14 protein-coding genes and 2 pseudogenes are annotated in these 19,210 nt (G+C 37.1%); 1 reads left to right on the forward strand and 15 read right to left on the reverse strand.

The features are described 5' to 3' along the window. Positions 1 to 301 precede the first annotated feature (301 nt). The 3 genes and pseudogenes from DFR57_RS11990 to DFR57_RS11995 all read right to left on the reverse strand — a co-directional run bounded on the left by DFR57_RS11990 (position 302) and on the right by DFR57_RS11995 (position 2,362). Complete coding sequence (locus DFR57_RS11990) at positions 302 to 625, reverse strand: GNAT family N-acetyltransferase (protein WP_245937460.1); 324 nt, start codon at positions 623 to 625, stop codon at positions 302 to 304. A 90-nt stretch (positions 626 to 715) separates the two neighbouring features. Next, positions 716 to 1,630: pseudogene (locus DFR57_RS18480) on the reverse strand (IS1595 family transposase); the annotation flags it as partial. A gap of 114 nt (positions 1,631 to 1,744) precedes the next feature. After that, complete coding sequence (locus tag DFR57_RS11995) at positions 1,745 to 2,362, reverse strand: hypothetical protein (protein WP_114353453.1); 618 nt, start codon at positions 2,360 to 2,362, stop codon at positions 1,745 to 1,747. 429 nt (positions 2,363 to 2,791) lie between these two features. On the opposite strand from DFR57_RS11995, the pseudogene DFR57_RS12000 reads away from it, so the two are divergent. Continuing rightward, a pseudogene (locus DFR57_RS12000) lies at positions 2,792 to 3,829 on the forward strand (recombinase family protein); the annotation flags it as partial. 441 nt (positions 3,830 to 4,270) lie between these two features. Here DFR57_RS12000 and rlmD read toward each other — a convergent pair. From rlmD to DFR57_RS12060, 12 genes are all read right to left on the reverse strand, one after another. Continuing rightward, entirely contained in the window at positions 4,271 to 5,650 is a 1,380-nt protein-coding gene (rlmD, locus tag DFR57_RS12005) for a 23S rRNA (uracil(1939)-C(5))-methyltransferase RlmD (RefSeq protein ID WP_114353454.1), read from the reverse strand. 178 nt (positions 5,651 to 5,828) lie between these two features. After that, a complete protein-coding gene (locus DFR57_RS12010) occupies positions 5,829 to 6,743 on the reverse strand; it encodes a diacylglycerol kinase (RefSeq protein ID WP_114353455.1) in 915 nt (304 codons plus the stop codon). Between the two features lie 131 nt (positions 6,744 to 6,874). Continuing rightward, positions 6,875 to 8,305 (reverse strand): Asp-tRNA(Asn)/Glu-tRNA(Gln) amidotransferase subunit GatB, encoded by a 1,431-nt coding sequence (gatB, locus tag DFR57_RS12015; RefSeq protein WP_114353456.1) that lies wholly within the window; start codon positions 8,303 to 8,305, stop codon positions 6,875 to 6,877. After that, positions 8,305 to 9,777 (reverse strand): Asp-tRNA(Asn)/Glu-tRNA(Gln) amidotransferase subunit GatA, encoded by a 1,473-nt coding sequence (gene gatA / locus DFR57_RS12020; RefSeq protein WP_114353457.1) that lies wholly within the window; start codon positions 9,775 to 9,777, stop codon positions 8,305 to 8,307. Before gatA ends, gatB begins: the two co-directional genes overlap by 1 nt. Positions 9,778 to 9,789: 12 nt before the next feature. Further along, positions 9,790 to 10,080, reverse strand: a complete 291-nt coding sequence (gene gatC, locus DFR57_RS12025; RefSeq protein ID WP_114353458.1) for an Asp-tRNA(Asn)/Glu-tRNA(Gln) amidotransferase subunit GatC — start codon at positions 10,078 to 10,080, stop codon at positions 9,790 to 9,792. Between the two features lie 147 nt (positions 10,081 to 10,227). After that, positions 10,228 to 11,373 carry a CamS family sex pheromone protein gene (locus tag DFR57_RS12030; RefSeq protein WP_114353459.1) on the reverse strand — a complete coding sequence of 382 codons (1,146 nt, stop codon included), beginning with the start codon at positions 11,371 to 11,373 and terminating at the stop codon, positions 10,228 to 10,230. Between the two features lies 1 nt (position 11,374). Next, positions 11,375 to 13,390 (reverse strand): NAD-dependent DNA ligase LigA, encoded by a 2,016-nt coding sequence (gene ligA, locus DFR57_RS12035; RefSeq protein ID WP_114353460.1) that lies wholly within the window; start codon positions 13,388 to 13,390, stop codon positions 11,375 to 11,377. A gap of 15 nt (positions 13,391 to 13,405) precedes the next feature. Then, positions 13,406 to 15,646 (reverse strand): DNA helicase PcrA, encoded by a 2,241-nt coding sequence (gene pcrA, locus DFR57_RS12040; protein WP_114353461.1) that lies wholly within the window; start codon positions 15,644 to 15,646, stop codon positions 13,406 to 13,408. Between the two features lie 16 nt (positions 15,647 to 15,662). After that, positions 15,663 to 16,340 (reverse strand): heptaprenylglyceryl phosphate synthase, encoded by a 678-nt coding sequence (pcrB, locus tag DFR57_RS12045; RefSeq protein ID WP_425450970.1) that lies wholly within the window; start codon positions 16,338 to 16,340, stop codon positions 15,663 to 15,665. Between the two features lie 332 nt (positions 16,341 to 16,672). Then, a complete protein-coding gene (locus DFR57_RS12050; protein WP_114353562.1) occupies positions 16,673 to 17,656 on the reverse strand; it encodes a Gfo/Idh/MocA family protein in 984 nt (327 codons plus the stop codon). A 143-nt stretch (positions 17,657 to 17,799) separates the two neighbouring features. Further along, positions 17,800 to 18,105 carry a YerC/YecD family TrpR-related protein gene (locus DFR57_RS12055; RefSeq protein WP_114353463.1) on the reverse strand — a complete coding sequence of 102 codons (306 nt, stop codon included), beginning with the start codon at positions 18,103 to 18,105 and terminating at the stop codon, positions 17,800 to 17,802. A gap of 17 nt (positions 18,106 to 18,122) precedes the next feature. Next, positions 18,123 to 19,190, reverse strand: a complete 1,068-nt coding sequence (locus DFR57_RS12060) for a DUF3048 domain-containing protein (RefSeq protein WP_114353464.1) — start codon at positions 19,188 to 19,190, stop codon at positions 18,123 to 18,125. Positions 19,191 to 19,210: the final 20 nt, after the last annotated feature.

Genomic DNA, 19,210 nt, shown 5'->3' on the forward strand with positions numbered 1-19,210 from the left:
ACAGAAATAACGATAGCCAAAACTATTATAGGAAACAGCACTTTTTTTAGGCTCATATTTATCCCCTCCTCTAATGCTTGTTAAACTAACCTGCTGCGTTAGTGAAAAAGTGACTTCTCTTATTGAAGAATCGCACTCCTATAGTTAAAGTGCAATATCGTAGTCCAATCATTTAATCAACTGCCAATAAAGCATATGGTTATCGTTTTTTATTTTTGTCATGTTTAGTTTCTCTAACACTTTAACTGAAGGGGTATTATCCACAAGACATTCAGTCGTAATTTTATTTACCGAATCAGTGTTAAATGCCCCACCCAATGATGGATTTTAAGGCTTCTGTTGCATAACCCTTATTTTGTTCTGTAGATGTAATACCATAACCAACTTCAACTGATTTTTCATTATCAGGCTTACCTTTAAACCCTATATCCCCAATTATATTATTAGTTTGTTTGTCAATAACCAGCCAAACACCCCACCCTAAAGCAGATGCATCTTTCTTTAATTCCTCAAGATACATTCCAATATGAAGTCCAAGTTTGTATCCATTTGTGGAATAAGTTAATAATGCTCCATCGGTGCAAGGAGTAAGTGTAAGTCTTTCTGTTTGCAGCTCCAAATTCATCTTCTTTCTCCTTCTCTACTTTCATTTTTTTAATAACATTTCATAATATTGTTCAACTAAACTGCTTCGTTAGTTGAATAAGAAATATGATTATTTCGTGAACTTAGATGACCTAAGTGTATCATTATTTTCTTTATTTGGTATCAAATTTCCTTTTATAATAAAGTCATTTCTTAGGTGTTGAATGCTTTCTAATAATTGAAACCAAGGAAGGTAATTGTTCAAATATTTGGTCACAACGCCGCTTAACCGTTTTATCCATCCTTTTTAACCTGCGGTGGAGATTATTGATGTTCTTTAAGTGGTAAATTCCATTTGTACGAGCATATCATCAGACATGAATTGGTCATTTTCAGAAGCAGAAGTTTTAACGGCATGCCAAGCATCGATAGATAACACATATTGGTTTGAATTTTTTACCCAATAGCTATGTTTAATAGCTCTTCTATCAATCTACCCATTCCTTACTTCTGCGAGAATGTATTTTTGTCACGGTCTATTGCAACTTATAGACAAGTTGCCCCTTGCTTATAACACGCTTCTTTGCAGAACCACCTCGGTTCAGAGGGTTTGTATTCTTAACCTTTTCCTTTCTAAAAGTACAATAAATAGTTCTCATCCGCTTCAACGATACCTTGAAAATTTGATATTTTCATTTATTTTAACAACGCTAGGAGCTTGTACCTGTAATTAATAAGGCGACGAGAATAACGTAGCCTATCAACTCCGCTGATTTACGGAGTGAATAACCTTCTTTCATACATTTAATAAATCACATCCAATGATTAACGTGACGAATTTCATATAATTCCTTGTTGGCAAGGTCAGGTTCAAATTAAGTCATTTCACAAGCTTTAAAGCGTTACCGCTGTTTCTTCACTTCTTCATCCATTTCTCAAACCGAACAATATGTTTTGATTCCCAATCAGGACAAGGATAGCCATACTTATTCTTAGGTTCAGAAATTTCTTGCACTATCTTTCCTGTTGAAATGGAAGATATAATTTATTTTAAGTGAAAGAAAAAAGAGCTTGGATAACCTCCAAGCTCTTTGCGGTTTATTTTTGCATTCTACAAATAACATCTCGTTAGTCGCAATACATTTATTTTTAAAACAAATTATTTAAAGTCTTTTTTACTAAGATAAAAAGCTTTTCCCTCTTGTAACCTAGAGATTTCATCATCATTAGAAATAATATGAGTGATGCTTGAGTTGTTTTCAAAAGTTATAGTAATTTGGAAATAATCAGAACTAGCTACATCACTGCTAAACGGGATTACATAAAACATTTCACCATCTCTTGCTTCATAAAAATTTGCATCAATTAATTCGCTATGCGTGCTAACATTAACGTTCTCGATGCTTAGGTCTTTAAGGACACCAAATAATGTAGGATTGACATTCTGTTCCTCATTTAGTAACTGCAACGAAAAAATGAATTCATTAGTTATTGGAACATCTTGATTAACGTGTCCTCCACCGCCCAACCACTTATATCCAGTAAGGGATTTTTTCACTAAGTCAACAGAGTACATGTAGTTTTTTTCAGTATTCGATTCCCCAATTGAGTAAATCATAACACCATTTTCCGTTTCCACATTATCAATTACTTCTATATTTTTCGCTATACCTTCTCTAACTTCGCTAACCACATCTATTGGCTTACCACTCCTATAAAACACCATTATTAAGATGACTGCCATAATTATTGCTGCTAAAATAAATATTTTTTTCATTTTAAACCTCCTATGTATGCAACTTCTTTAGGTCATTTTCTAGTGAAAAAATTTAATACTCTGTTCAACTATTTTACTTGCGTTAGTTGAATAATAACTACTTTAGTTTTATCACATATATATAATATTTTATATAACGTCTATTATCTTTTCTTTTATTCCATGATTTTCCGCTGGACCAGAGTTTTTGAATGGCTTTAAGGATATCAGTTGTTCTCAAAGACATCACCTACTTATAGTTGATGACTTTATTCGAAAACACTTGTTCAATATAAACATACAGTTTAATATACCTAATGCAACATAAAAACGAAGCTTGAATATAGTTATGGTCGAATAACTAATTACTCATGTAACTAATTACTCATTCGACCATAATAATGAAGGGTAAACACTACTACATCTCAACAAACAAAGGAGTTGAGATGCATGAAATGTGCAGTATATATCAGAGTTTCAACTGATAAAAAGGAACAAGAAACATCATTAATTAATCAAGAACGATACTTTTACAATATTATCGCAGAAAAGGGGTGGGAACTACACAAATTCTATATTGATGTGCAAAGTGGTACAAAAGCTAATAAACGTGCTAGTTTCAAAGAGATGATTGAAGACGCGAAGGATAAGAAGTTCGACATTATCTTATCCAAGGAATTATCACGATTGGCAAGGAATGGTCAACTATCTTATGAAATAAAAGAAATGGCAGAACAAAATAATGTTCACATCATAACATTCGACAATGCAATAAACACGACTGTCGGAAATATTCACATGTCTGGACTATATGCGTGGGTTTACGACCAAGAATCTCAAAGAACGTCAGAACGAATTAAAGCTTCTCTTAATTCTAAAGCTCGAAAAGGTGAATACTTAGGTTCACATGCACCATATGGATATCAAGTTATCAACAAAAGATTAGTGATTGCAGAGAATGATACTGTAAATGTAATAAAAGATATCTTCAATTGGTATGTAGGTGGTACAGGGTTTGATGCAATAGCCAGGCGTTTATCCAAGAAGGGAATTCCAACACCAGCAACTGTTGCTCAAAAAAGAAATGCTTCGAAATATTGGCACGGGAGTACCATTAAAAATATATTAAGTAACCCACATTATACGGGTATTCTTGTACAACATCGCGAAACTTCTATAAGTGTTACATCAGAGCTGAGAAAGCAGCTACCACATTCAAAATATATTATTGTTCCTAATGCACATCCACCACTCATATCCAATGAACAGTTCGATACGGTACAGTATATGATTAATAAACGCAAGAAAACAAATACATCGCAAAAGTATCATCTTTTTACGAATTACTTGTATTGTATCGATTGTGGTAAGAGTATGTGGTATCGTCAAAACCGAAAAGGGTACATTTGTGGTAACTATGCTAAGAACGGGAATTTAGCTTGTTCCCACCACGCTATTAAAGAAACAGCTATTAAGAAGGTTATTTTAGAGAATATTCAATCATTTTCAATATTTATTAAAGAACCTGAAATTGTTTTAAAGTTAAAGCAAAACGATATAACTCAAATAGAATATTCTCAAAGTGCCTTAATTAAGCTGGAAGAAAAAATAGCTGCAATAAAATCTAAAAAAAGAAAGTATATTGATTTACTTGCCGATAATATTATTTCATTGGACGATTACCATGACATGATGAATGCCGTTAAAAATGACCAAATAGCTCTAGAAATTGAAAAGAGTGAACTGAATGCTTCAGTTCACCCAAATAATTTTTCTAACGAGCTTAACGCCATTCGTAATATCTTAATCAAGCTTAAACCAATTAATGAAGTTACTTCAGAACTCCTACACCACTTTGTACAGCGAACAGATGTTGACAAAGAGGGCGTACCAACCGTTCAGTACCGATTTAATTTGTTTTCAAGTGATTTATTTCTTCAATACTATCTGCGCACAACACTCCACATGTGTCGTCTGTGGAAACATATCAACAGGTTGTACTTCTTTTGTTTGGAATCCACCATCTTCAAGAATTCGAAGATCTCGGGCAAGGGTTGATGGGTTACAAGATACATATACCACTTTTTCTGGCTTCATTTCGATAATTGCATCAAGTAATCCTTGATCACAGCCTTTTCTTGGGGGATCTACCACTACAACATCAGGTTTTAATCCTTGGCTTGTCCACCATGGCATAACTTTCTCTGCCTCTCCGACAAAAAACTCAGCATTTGTTATATGATTAAGCTTTGCATTTTCTTTTGCATCAGAAATGGCTTCAGGTACGATTTCGACACCGTACACTTTTTTAGCTTTTTGAGCTAAGAAAAGAGAAATCGTTCCAATTCCGCAATAAGCGTCCACTACAGTTTCTGACCCATTAAGGTCTGCATATTCTAGTGCTTTATCATAAAGCTTCTTGGTTTGAGTTGGGTTTACTTGGTAAAAGGATTTTGCGGAAATAGCAAATTTTATGCCAGCTATTTCATCGTATATATACGTTTCTCCCCAAAGCACCTTTGTCTTCTTACCTAAAATTACATTTGTTTTATCAGGATTAATGTTTTGCACAATCGATGTCAATTGTGGATAGGTTTCTTTTAGTTCATTAACAAGCGCTTCTAATTCTGGCACTTCTTCTTTTCTAGTTACAATAACGATCATTGTTTGCTTTGTTTCCTGTCCAGTACGGACCATAATATGTCTTAATATGCCACGATTCTTCTCTTCATCATAGGAAGAGATTCCAAGACGATTAGCAATTCTTCTAACTGCTTCAACCATACGATCGCTTACTTCATCCGTAATAATACATGTTTCCATATCATCAATAATATCGTGACTTCTTGGACGATAGAACCCTGTAATCAGTTCATTATTTTTTGTTCCAACTGGAATTTGAACTTTATTACGATAACGCCAAGGATCTTCCATTCCAATCGTATTGTGAACAGGAACATTTTCTAGGTGACCGATTCGTTTTAATGCATCGTCCACTTGTTTTTGTTTCATTGTTAATTGCATTTCATAGCTCATATGCTGTAGCTGACAGCCACCACATTTATAAAAAACATTACAAGGTGGCTCCACCCGCTCTTCAATCGATTCCGTCACCTTTATTAATCGACCAAAACCAAAATTTTTCTTCACTTTTATAACTTTCACTTTTGCTTTCTCACCAGGTAATGCGTAGGGAACGAACAAAGGATACCCATTTATTTTCCCTAATCCAGCTCCATCATGGGTAATATCTTCAAATGTTAGCTCGATTGTTTGATTCTTTTTTACAGGTGGCGATTGTTTTGCCATAATATCAACGTCCTTCTTGTCATTTGCTGTCCAAATTTTATCATATAGCGTGAGAAATGGGAAATCGAAGAAATTTCTTGCGCATTTCCCGGGAAATAATTCTATTTTAGCGAATAAGGAAAGTTTTTCGAGGAAAAATAAAAACTATGCCTCATGCTGAGATGAGTGCATAGTAAAGTTATACAACCTTATCTTGTTTTTTACAAAATTCTTCGGAAACACAAAAGGTTATATGTCGATATAGATTGATAAATTCACCAGGCAGTAATCCGCCATATTCCCCGTCAATATTTAATTGCATTTTATCATCGGTATGAATTTTGATCCGGTTTGCTTTTGCATAAAATATATGTGGATCCTCTAAATGGGCACCACGTAAAGCCAGCGAGGCAATTCGAACAAATTCTGCTAAATTTGTTTTCCTTAAGATAAGTAAATCAAAATAACCGTCATCCATCTTTGCATCTGGTGCTAATTTCTCAAATCCTCCGACAGAATTGGTATTAGACACTAAAAATAACATGATTTCATCCTCAAACCATTTTCCATCGTACTCGATTTGAACATTGGTAGGTCTGATTGACGGCAGCATTTCTATTCCTTTTAAGTAATATGCAAGCTGACCTAACATAGTCTTTAACTTACTTGGAACTTCATAGGTAAGCTCGGTTAATTTCCCTCCACCTGCAATATTCATAAAGTAATGACCATTTACTTTTCCAATATCTAAGGGGCGATATTCACCTTCTATGATAACATCGACTGCTTTTAATATATTTTTAGGTAAGCATAGGGCTCTTGCAAAATCATTGGTAGTCCCTACTGGGATAATTCCTAATTTTGGTCGATATTCTTGCTCAGCTATTCCTTTAATTACTTCATTGATCGTTCCGTCGCCGCCAGCCGCGATCACTAAATCAAATTCTCTTGCTACAGCAAGAAGAGCAGCTTCTGTGGCATTTCCTGTACAGGTAGTAGCATGTACAGAGGTTTCATATCCTGCTTGTTCGAGTTTTTGCAATACATCTGGGAGCTTTTGTTTAAATGCTTCACGTCCAGATGTCGGGTTATAAATGAGTCGTGCTCGTTTCATTTTTTACCCTCCTTCTATTTTACTAATCCTAATTCTAATCATAATCCATTTATTTCTTTTTGCAAATATTAAAAGGAATAGGGACTGTCCAATTTTGAACAGCCCCTTTCACTTGAAGCAATCTATCCTTTTTATCGCTTATCCATTTCAGCTAATAAAATCTTATTTACCATTGGCGGATTAGCTTGCCCTTTTGTTTCTTTCATTACTTGTCCAACTAAAAAACCAAGTGCTTTATCCTTACCATTTTTGAAGTCTTCGATAGATTGTTGATTTTTATCAAGGATAGCCGTGATAATTTCTGTTAATTGCCCTTCATCAGAAATTTGGACTAAGCCTTTTTCCTTCACAATCTTATCAGGATTTCCTCCATTTTCTACTAATTCAGCAAATACTTTTTTCGCCATTTTAGAAGAAATTGTGCCATCTGCGATTAGCTCGATCATTCTCGCTAAGCCCTCTGGAGTCATTTTTAAATCATGTAATTCAAGTTGTTGTTTGTTTAAGTAGGCAGATACTTCACCCATTAACCAGTTTGATGCTTGTTTTACATCTGCACCTGCAGCGATTGTAGCTTCAAAGAAATCTGACATTTCTTTTGTGCTAGTAAGAACCATCGCATCATAAGAAGGTAAATCAAGATCGTTTACATAACGTTCTCTTCTTGCATCTGGAAGCTCAGGAATTTCAGCACGAATGCGTTCTTTCCATGCTTCGTCGATATATAATTGCACGAGATCTGGCTCAGGGAAATAACGATAATCGTCTGAACCTTCTTTCACACGCATTAAGATCGTTTCTTTAGTTTGTTCGTCATAACGGCGTGTTTCTTGAAGAATTTCGCCTCCAGCTAATAATACTTCCTGCTGACGCTTTTCTTCAAATTCCAATCCTTTTTGTACAAAGGAGAAAGAGTTTAAGTTCTTAAGTTCTGTTTTTGTTCCAAATTCCTCTTGGCCGATTGGGCGAATGGAAATATTGGCATCACAACGAAGGGAGCCTTCTTCCATTTTACAATCGGAAACACCTGTATATTGAATGATGTTTTTCAATTTTTCTAAATAAGCATATGCTTCTTCAGGTGAACGTAAATCTGGTTCCGATACAATCTCAACTAGTGGTGTACCTTGTCGGTTGTAGTCTACTAGAGAATAACCATCGTCACTGTGCGTTAATTTACCTGCATCTTCTTCTAAGTGAAGACGGGTAATACCGATAGTCTTTTTCTTACCATTAACTTCGATTTCAATCGAACCATGTTCTCCAATTGGTTTATCAAATTGAGATATTTGATATGCTTTTGGATTATCTGGGTAAAAATAGTTTTTACGGTCAAATTTAGTATCTGTTGCAATCTCACAATTAATAGCCATTGCAGCTTTCATTGCATAGTTTACAGCATCTTCATTTAGGACTGGCAATACTCCTGGATAACCTAAATCAATTGGGTTTACATTTTCATTTGGTTCAGATCCAAATGCGTTTGGACTTGGACTAAATATTTTGGATGCCGTTTTTAATTCTACGTGTACTTCTAGACCAATAATCGTCTCAAAATTCATTATTTGGCACCTCCCAGTTGCGGGCGTTTTTTGTGATGATCGGTTGCTTGTTCATAAGCATATGCTGCTTTATAGATAGTTGGTTCATCGAAATGCTTACCAATAATCTGTAGTCCTATAGGTAAACCATTACTAGATAAGCCACAAGGGAGAGAAATACCAGGAACGCCTGCTAAGTTCACTGGAATTGTTAGAATGTCATTCGCATACATTGTTAATGGATCATCTGTTTCTTCCCCTATTTTAAATGCTGGTGTTGGTGTTGTTGGTCCAACAATTAAGTCATAGTCTTCAAAAACTTTTTCAAAATCCTGTTTTATTAATGTTCTTACTTTTTGTGCCTTTTTATAATAGGCATCGTAATAACCTGAGCTTAGTGCAAATGTTCCTAACATAATACGACGTTTTACTTCTTCACCGAACCCTTGGGCACGAGAATTTTTAAACATATCGATCATATTATCTGAGTTTTCAGCACGAACACCATATCTTACACCATCAAAACGTGCCAAGTTAGCAGATGCTTCAGATGATGCTAATAAGTAATAAGTAGCGATCCCGTATTTGGAGTGAGGTAAGGAAACTTCTTCCCAGGTTGCGCCTAATTCTTCAAACTTTTTCAGTGCTTCTTTAACAGAAGCTTTCACCTCTTCTGAGACACCTTCTCCGAGATATTCTTTTGGTACTCCAATGCGAAGTCCTTTAACACCATCTTTAAGTGATTCGCTATAATCTGGTATTTCTACATTTGCTGAAGTAGAATCCATTTTATCATGACCAACGATCGCTTGTAATAAGTGTGCATTGTCTTCAACAGATCGTGTAATTGGGCCGATTTGGTCTAACGATGACGCAAACGCAACTAAGCCAAAACGGGAAACTAAACCATAAGTCGGCTTTAACCCTACAACCCCGCAATAAGCAGCTGGCTGACGGATTGAACCACCGGTATCAGATCCTAGAGAGAAAAATACTTCTTCTGCTGCAACAGCAGCTGCTGAGCCACCACTAGAACCACCAGGAACATAGTCTAGATTCCATGGGTTACGTGTATTTTGATAGCTTGAGTTTTCCGTAGAAGAACCCATTGCAAACTCATCCATATTCAATTTGCCAATCGTTACAGTATTTTTTTCCTGTAGCTTTTGGACAACTGTTGCATCATATAGAGGATCATTGAAGTTTGATAAAAATTGACTGGCACAGGTAGTACGGAGTCCTTTGGTTACGATATTGTCCTTAATACCAATAGGCATGCCAAAAAGCAGGGATTCTGCTGCACTTAATTTTCCGTCTAATTCCTTCGCTTGTTTACGGGCATTTTCTTCGTCAAGTGTAAGGAATGCTTTTACTTGATCTTCCACTTCATTAATACGGTTATATGAAGCATCTACGAGATCACTAATCGTTATTTCTTTATTATGTAACTTTTCTTGTAATTCTTTTAATGAATATTCAAATAAATTTTTCAAGGTTCACCCTCCTTATTCTAAGATTGATGGCACACGGAATTGGCCATTTTTTTGATCTGGTGCATTTTTCATTGCATCTTCTTTATTGATCCATTTCGTTGATTCATCTTTACGCATCACATTTTTAATGTCTAAAACGTGTGTGGTTGGCTCAACATTATCTGTATCTAATTCATTTAATGCTTCCGCATAGGTGATAATCGCACCTAATTGCTCAGACATCTTCTCTACTTCTTCTTCTGAAATGGCTAGTCTTGCTAAATGAGCAACGTGTCTTACTTGTTCTTTTGAAATTTCAGCCATTTTCTTCACCTCCAAAATATTATTCGTATATTTATGTCATACCTTTGATCTTAGCAAAAATTCAGTCAACTTCCTAGCTGTTAGAAACCAATAACGTCTATTTTATCATTTTTTTGAATAATTCTGTAACGTTTTGGCATATCTACCCTATCGGTAGATATGCACAAAGCCTTCATCGTCTCCAGCTTCTCGGACGATTAAGCTTTCTTGTTTGTCACCGTTTTTAATATTGATTTCCAGATCATAGTGATTTTGAAAGCCTTCTACTACTAATCCATACACATATTGCGTAAAACCAATAAGTTCTGATTTTCCGTAAAAAGCTACAGGAATTTCAATCGTTAAACGTCTTAACTCCCCATCCTTGTAAAAGCCTTTTCCGATTACACTGACATAGTTAGGGAAGTAAGTAGAGATGTCCGATTCAAAATCATTTAAATTAGCCCAGGTATCCGGATAATTTTCTTGTGCGTAATTCGATGGGAATAGAACATACTCTTCATCAATAGACTCCCAATCACCCACACTATTTTCTTCTGCACCGACCGTAGTTTTGGCTACAAAACTACCAGGGGTTAAGGAGCTTTGCGATGCTTCCCTATAGATAGATAGAAGAATCGGAACTTCTTCTAATCCTTCGATTTCTCTTACTCGCGTAACAACCTTCTGTGAAATTGAATTTGCCTCTCTAAGCATCTCACTTTCAGAAATATCCTTGTAAAAATCCGGCCCGTTTTTTTCAGTTTGAAAGCGATAAACGGATTTCATAGCAATGGCTAATGAAATACCAGCTAATTCTACAACATTATCCTCAGATTTAGTGACATAATTTTGTTCTAACACATGTGAGAGATATTTTGGGTTGTTTTCTTCTTGTTCTTTATTATACTCTTCTTCTATTGCAGGATTAAGACCTAATGGTTCCTCTTCCTCATCATAACGCTCTAACCAATTATAAAGAATATCTTCTGTTAGATATTGTCCCTCTTGAAAATAAAAACGATCAGGATCGTAATATTGCTTCGAATGACGTTTAAGACCTTCCTCTACTTCATCGATATCGATCCGATTGGCAATTTGATTCGTGATTACCCCACGCGCTTTACTTAGTTCATTATCGATTAAGACGCGGTATTCAGTATCAGAGACACTATACCTTGGAATGATGGCTGTTTCCTCAGCAATCTCTTCTTGTGATTCATCCACAATCGCCTCATCCTGGTCACTAAAGGAGGGTGCACAGCCAGTTATAAGGAGCACAAACGCAAGCAGTATGACTACTATTTTTTTCAAATTATCCCTCCTCTTTCTCTATTGCTTCTTTCAATTTCTGCTCATCCCAGACCTCAACGCCAAGTTCTGTAGCTTTATCTAGCTTTGAACCAGCTTCTTCCCCTGCAATTAATAGATCTGTTTTCTTACTTACACTCCCAGTTACTTTCCCGCCAAGTGCTTCAATTTTTTGTTTCGCTTCTGTTCGACTGTATATTTCTAGCTTACCTGTTAGTACAACTGTTTTCTTGTAAAACACAGCATTTTCATCTATCGCTATTTTTTTAGGTCCACTATATTCTAGATTCAAGCCAAGTTCACGAAGCTCATCTATTAGAAGGATAACTTTTTCTTCTTCAAAATATCGTACGATAGAGTCTGCCATTTTTTCACCGATTTCGTCGACTGCCTCTAACTCTTCTTTTGTAGCTTTTTGAATATTTTCCATGGTTTCAAAATGCTCTGCTAAGGTTTTGGCTGCTTTTGCGCCAACAAAGCGAATTCCTAATCCGAATAATAACTTTTCTAAAGAATTCGACTTAGATGCTTCAATTGCTTTTAATAGATTGCCGGCCGATTTTTCACCCATTCGTTCAAGCTCAAGTAGGTCGTCTTTTTTCAATCGATAAAGGTCAGCGATTGTGTGAACAAGCTCTTCATGATATAGCTGTTCGACGACTTTTTCTCCTAATCCATCAATATTCATTGCTGTTCTAGAAACAAAATGAATTAAACCTTCTTTTAATTGAGCAGGACAATTGGGATTAATACATCTTAAGGCAACCTCTTCTTCTAAACGAACTAATTCACTCTGACAAGAAGGACACTCAGTTGGCATATGAAATGGAACTTGGGCTTTCGTCCGTTCTTCTATTATCACCCGAATCACTTCTGGAATAATATCGCCAGCTTTTTTAATAACGACAGTGTCTCCAATGCGAATATCCTTTTCTTTGATTAAATCCTCATTATGCAAGGACGCTCGTTGTACGGTTGTTCCGGCAACTTTTACCGGATTTAAGATAGCAGTTGGAGTAACGACACCTGTTCTTCCGACACTTAGCTCAATATCAGTTAGTTTGGTGATTACTTCTTCAGCAGGAAATTTATATGCTGTGGCCCAGCGTGGACTTTTTGCTGTGAAGCCTAATTGCTCTTGATCTTCTAGGCTATCGACTTTTACGACTATTCCGTCGATATCATACGAAAGCTCGGATCTTTTTTCTACCCAACTAGCTACGTAATCAATAACTTCCTCGATACCTTCGCATTTTTTCCATTCTGGATTTGTTTTAAAGCCTATTTCCTCTAAGTATGTTAACCGTTCACTATGAGAGGTTAAGTTGCCCGCTTCCCACTGACCAACTGCATACAAATAGATATCTAAATTTCTTTTTGCGGCAATTTTAGGATCTAACTGGCGCAAGGACCCGGCTGCTGCGTTTCGCGGGTTAGCAAATGCTTCTTCACCCTCTTCGTCCCTTTTTTCATTTAGGTTTAAAAAGGATGACTGAGGCATAAATACTTCACCTCTCACCTCAATCGTGCTTGTTTCTTTAATTTTCAAAGGAATGCTGCGCACGGTTTTTAAATTATTGGTAATATCTTCTCCTGTTGTCCCGTCCCCACGTGTTGCACCTTGAACAAAGCTACCATTTTCATAGCGCAAGGAAACGGCAAGGCCGTCTATTTTCAGTTCACAGACATAGGTAACACTATCAGAGCCAATGCCTTCGCGCACTCTTCGGTCGAAATCCTTCAAGTCTTCTTCATTAAAGGCATTACCCAGGCTTAGCATTGGTACTTGATGTTGGACCTTTGAAAAAGCATCAAGTGGCTCGCCCCCTACACGCTGCGTGGGAGAGTCAGGTGTGATAAGTTCTGGATGTGCCGCTTCTAAGTCTTTTAATTCCTTCAACTTTTGGTCATAGACATGATCCGCAACAGTCGGTTTATCTAAAACATGATACTCATAATTATACTGTGTTAATGCTTCACTTAGTGCGGCAATTTGCTTTTTCGCTTCTTCTTCACGCATCAATTTTCACCTTCTTTACTCTACCTTTGTAATGGGCGCGAATTTTGCTAAGAGACGTTTAATGCCAACTGGTGCAGGAAAAGCAATATCTAACTCCATTCCTTCACCATCCCCATCTACTTTAACAACGGTTCCTTGTCCCCATTTTTTGTGGTTTGCTTTATCTCCAACTGTCCAAGCGAGCTTGTCTCCACCTGTTCCAGTATTTACTTGTACAACCTTCTTCGCTTTTCTTTTCGGCACTTCAAATGGCAGCTCATCATCAGTGATCGCAACCTTCGTACCGCCAAACATCGATTCTTTTACTTCTTCCATACCTTCTACTAATTCTTGCGGTATTTCATTAATAAAACGGCTGACAGGGTTCATGTTCGTTTTACCAAAGATGGTTCGCATTTTCGCATGGGTTAAGTGCAGTACCTGCTCCGCACGAGTAATCCCCACGTAAGCAAGTCTTCTTTCTTCCTGCATTTCTTCTTCGTCCATCATGGATCTACTATGTGGAAAGACATTTTCCTCCATCCCAATTAAAAATACAACTGGGAACTCCAGACCCTTTGCAGCATGTAACGTCATCATTGTTACTTTATCATCCGCATTAGGATCATCATCCATACGATCAATATCAGAAATCAGCGCTAAATCGGTTAAGAAAGCAACAAGCGTTTTGTCTTCTTCACTCGTTTCTTCAAAGTGTCTCGAAACGGTTTTAAATTCCTTAATGTTCTCTAATCGCGTTTCCGCTTCGATACTTCTCTCGTTTAAAAGCATTCTTTCATAGCCTGTTTTTTCGATTACTTCTTCTACCATATCTGTTGCTGTTAAAAATTCCTGCTGCTGGGTCCAATTTTTAATCATTTGTCCAAATTCCATTAGTGCTTTTGCTGCTTTCGCACTAACCCCAACAAAATCTATTTCCTGTACAGCAGTCTGCATGGAAATATCATGATCGAGTGCATAGGCTTGGAGCTTATCAAGCGTCGTTTTTCCAATACCGCGTTTCGGTGCATTGACCACACGTGCAAAGCTTATATCATCATCCGGATTTACGATTAAACGCAAATAGGCAAGTAGGTCTTTAATCTCTTTACGATCATAGAACTTTGTACCGCCGACCATTTGATAAGGAATATTTGCTTTCATAAAGGTTTCCTCAATCGCACGAGATTGTGCATTGGTACGGTAAAGAATGGCTACATCTTTATAGTTAAAGGACTGTTCTTGTTGCATCGATCTAATTTTGTCTGCTACAAATAGTCCTTCTTCTCTTTCTGTTGATGCTTGAAAATAATGAAGCTTTGCCCCGTCCTGATTATCTGTCCAAAGATTTTTTGGCTTTCTTCCGCTATTGTTATCAATTACCTTATTCGCTGCGTTTAAGATTGACTTGGTTGAGCGGTAATTTTGCTCAAGCATAACAACTCTAGCCGTGGGGTAATCTTTTTCAAATGATAATATATTGGTAATATCAGCTCCACGCCAGCGATAAATAGACTGATCGGAATCCCCTACTACACAGAGATTCTGAAATTTAGATGCTAACTGTTTTACTAAAAAGTATTGAGCATGGTTCGTATCTTGGTACTCATCCACATGAATGTACTGAAAACGGCGTTGATAGTATTCCAGCACCTCTGGCACGCGCTTAAACAAATGAATGGTTTGCATAATCAAGTCATCAAAATCGAGTGATTGATTTTTCTGTAGGCGCTTTTGATACGCCATATACACTTCAGAAATTTGGCGCTCGAAAAAGTTCCCCACATTCCCGGCATACATTTCTGGTGTGATCAATTCATTTTTCGCAGAGCTAATCGAACCGAGGAACATGCGTGGCTCAAACTTTTTTGCATCGATATTTTTTTCTTTGATAATATTTTTAATGACAGTTAATTGATCACCACTGTCTAATATCGAAAAGTTAGAGCTATAGCCAATTCTATCAATATCTCTTCTAAGTATACGTACACACATCGAGTGAAAAGTAGACACCCACATATTTGCACCATACGCTCCAACTAGAGTGGAAATCCTGTCCTTCATTTCTCTTGCCGCTTTATTTGTAAAGGTGATCGCTAATACATTCCAAGGAGAAACGTCTTTTTCATCTAATAAATACGCGATACGGTGTGTTAGTACCCGCGTCTTTCCACTACCTGCACCAGCCATAATTAACAGTGGACCATCTGTGTGTTTGACTGCCTCTTGCTGGTTTTTATTTAGTCCATTCAGTAAGTCTTGTGTCGTCCGACTCACATTTCCACCACCCTAATTATAATGCTTTTACTGCACCAACTGTCTTCAGTGCCTCTTTACTATTTTCATAAACAGCATTACCGACCACAATGATATCGGCAAATGCACTCATTTCTTCTGCTTGCTCTTTATGTGTAATACCGCCGCCGTATATAAGCTTCGTCTGTTTTAATTCTCGTTTTACCGCTTCAACGATTTTAGGATCACCGTAGACACCACTATATTCTAAATAAAAAAATGGGAGGTGAAATAAATGCTCTGCCATTCTTGCATAGGCAATCGTTTCTTCCGTTGTTGGCAATTTACAACCTGCATGCTCGTATACCTTTGCATCCTTGTTCATAATGCAATAACCCTCTGCACGCATTTGATCCCAGTCAATGATGTCCCCGTACTCGACTACCGCTTCATGTTGTGCATCCATCATCCATTTTTTCTCTTGACTATTAAGTACCATGGGCACGAAATAATAGTCGAATCCAGGTGTCACAGAATCTATTGTTGAAATTTCAAGAATACAAGGAACGGTGTAACGTCTGATTCTGCTTAACAGCTGTAGGACACCATCTAATGTAACATTATCAGTTCCACCTACAATAATCGCGTCTGTTCCTGACTCACATATTTTTTCTAATAGTTCATCATCTATTTCTTTTGCTGGATCTAATTTAAATACATGTCTCCATTCTGCCATGTTATACAACTTTTAATCCTCCAATAATTCCGATTTCCCTGTGAAACTTCTTCATCCATTATTCCATTATAGCAAAAAATGAATAGATTTCAGAATGATAATCGAGAAAAGTTGAGATTTCTATGATTGGACTTATGAATGAACGAGAGAGGTTTTTAGATGGGAGGTTATATTCGTTAGTTTCTAGGATTTATTCGTGAATGTGACGACTATATTCGTAAGTTCACCTTATTTTTTCGTAAACTTTTTGATATATTCGTGACTTTGTTCCACTTATTCGTAAATCACTTAAAAAGGACGCAGCATTAAGTTTTAGCTGCATCCTTTTTCTATTATTTGTCTGCCGGAAATGTTACACCGATATCCTGTCTAACTTTATCTAACACTTTCATTGTTTCTAGTGAATTAGCATGTGAATTAATCTGGCATTCTTTTTCTCCATTTTTAATTAACTCGATAAATGCTTTCGCTTCGTAATACATTGTATTTTCATGTTGCTGGACTGTTATATCTTCCTTTGATCCATCTTTTCGGACGAGGGTAACTTTAGCCACGTCGCTTATTGCTTCGATCACAAGTGAACCATTCTCACCTTGAATCTCTGAAGGGACATTTGAGCTAGTAATCTTTGAATACATCGCTACGCCATTCATTTCATCGTAATCAGCTGTCATTGCCCCTTGACCATCCACACCAGATTCGAGCATATAGGCACTGCCCTTCACGCTGTTTGGCGCTCCAAATAAAGCAACCATCGGGTAAATACAGTATACCCCTATATCCATCGTTGCACCGTTTGAGAATTCTGGCTTAAAGGCATTTAATACTGTTCCCGCTTTATACTTATCGTATCTAGAGGAATATTGACAAAAGTTTGCCACGTATCTTCGGATTGGTGCAATCGTTTCTAAATGGGTTTGAATTCTGTCAAAGTTCGGTAGATGCGTTGTTTTCATTGCTTCCATCAGTAAGACATCTTCATCCTTCGCAACTTGAATCATTTCAGCAACTTCTTTTTGATTGGATGCCATTGGCTTTTCGACAATGACATGCTTACCTTTTTTCATACAGCTAATCGCATAATCTTTATGTAGTGAGGTTGGACTTGCAATGTAAACAGCATCGACATTTGTAGCGTTAGCAAAAGCCTCTACCTCTGTGTAAGTGTCAAGTCCGTTATGCTTAGAGGAAAATTCATCTGCTTTTTCCTGTGTCCGCGAATATACTGCAGTTAGGGAGAAATCCTCTACATGGGAAGCCCCGTCTATAAAATGATCTGTAATCCAATTCGTACCTATTACTCCAAAACGCACCATCATGTATCATCCTTCCTTGATTTTTAAAGCATACCTCAAAAAATTCGGATTTATTTTTTCATTAATGTAACTTAAACTGTGCTTCCACTTTCTATTCTGTAAAAACAACGAGTACCTCTAACATGAGAGATACTCGCTTTTGTTTATTTCTCTTCAGCCTGCTCCTTTAAACGATCAAGCACAATTTTGTAACCATCATTACCATAATTCAAGCATCGTTTCACGCGTGAAATGGTTGTGGTAGATGCACTTGATTTTTCCACAATCGCATGATAAGTGCGACCTTCACTAAGCATCTTCGCAACCTGTAACCGTTGTGATAATGATTGAATCTCATTCATGGTAGCTATATCATCAAAAAAGCGATAGCATTCTTCACGATCCTTTAGCGACAAAATCGCATCAAACAATTGATCTAATTGCTCTCCTCGCAATTTATCAATCTGCATGGAAGTCACCTCTCTCTTCACTCGGCTCCTGAAGTCATTTCTAGCCCGTCTAATCCAGGGCTTGTAGGGATGACATTGATCCAGGTTTTACCAGGAACAAACGGAACTTGTTCACCATTTTCTGTTGGCACAATTCTACCATCTACATTCTCCCATTGCACGCGCTTCGCTATTCCCTTTTGGAAAAGAATCGCATCTCCACCAGAGGAAAAGTCAATTTCTCTACGTCCAGCATCGTCAATGACCTGATGAGCTGTTTCTAGTACGAAGACATTATCTAGTAAAACTTCTTCCTCTGAATCTAATTCAATTGTTTGTTCTTGTCCAATAAAACGTTGGTATTTCTCGCTATCCTCTTGATAGACATAACGTACAGGGGTCCCGTCATAAGAGAGACTAAATTCTGTTACTGCTTCACCTTCAAGTGCCTCTGTTTCTTCTCCTTGTAAAAAGGTAAAAGGCTCATAGTCTGATTCTATTTCATATCCTTTTTCTTCTGCAGTAGGATACACATTATCAAATAAAACATAGGAGTTATGAGGCGCTACACGAGTGCTTGAGCGTTCAAATAACTCTTTATCATTGTCATAATATGCACCATTTATGTGATCTGCAGCTCCATTTTTTAACATATCCTCAATGAAATTTGCTGCTCCATGATAAACGTAGATACCATTGTAATCATTTGCTAAGTTAAAATAATACTCTCTAGCACTTCTAACGGGACCTACTTTTTCAGGTTGTTCACTTTGAAACATTGCCATCAGGCGCGTAATATTCCCCTCAGCCAATATTTCAAAAACCATGTCCGCTTGGGAAAGACCTGTTTGTGGTCTTGCTTTTGGATGATTGTTGACCATCACACTAACAATCCTATTGGAAACATCATCGTCTGTTTTTTCCCCAGTTAACGGATAGACGTTTGCCGGTTCTGGTTCTGGCTCCGGTTCAGGCTCTTGTTCAACCTCCTCTGTTTGAGGTTCTGTTTCTTCTGGTTCTGAAGTAGTTTCTTCATCGTTGGAGCAAGCAACTAATAAGCTAAATGCTACAAAGAAAAAGATTAAAAATAACAACTGCTTTCTCATATTCTCACGCACCTTTTCTA

Origin of the sequence: Saliterribacillus persicus, from assembly GCF_003337485.1 — a bacterium.
Taxonomy (GTDB): domain Bacteria; phylum Bacillota; class Bacilli; order Bacillales; family Amphibacillaceae; genus Saliterribacillus; species Saliterribacillus persicus.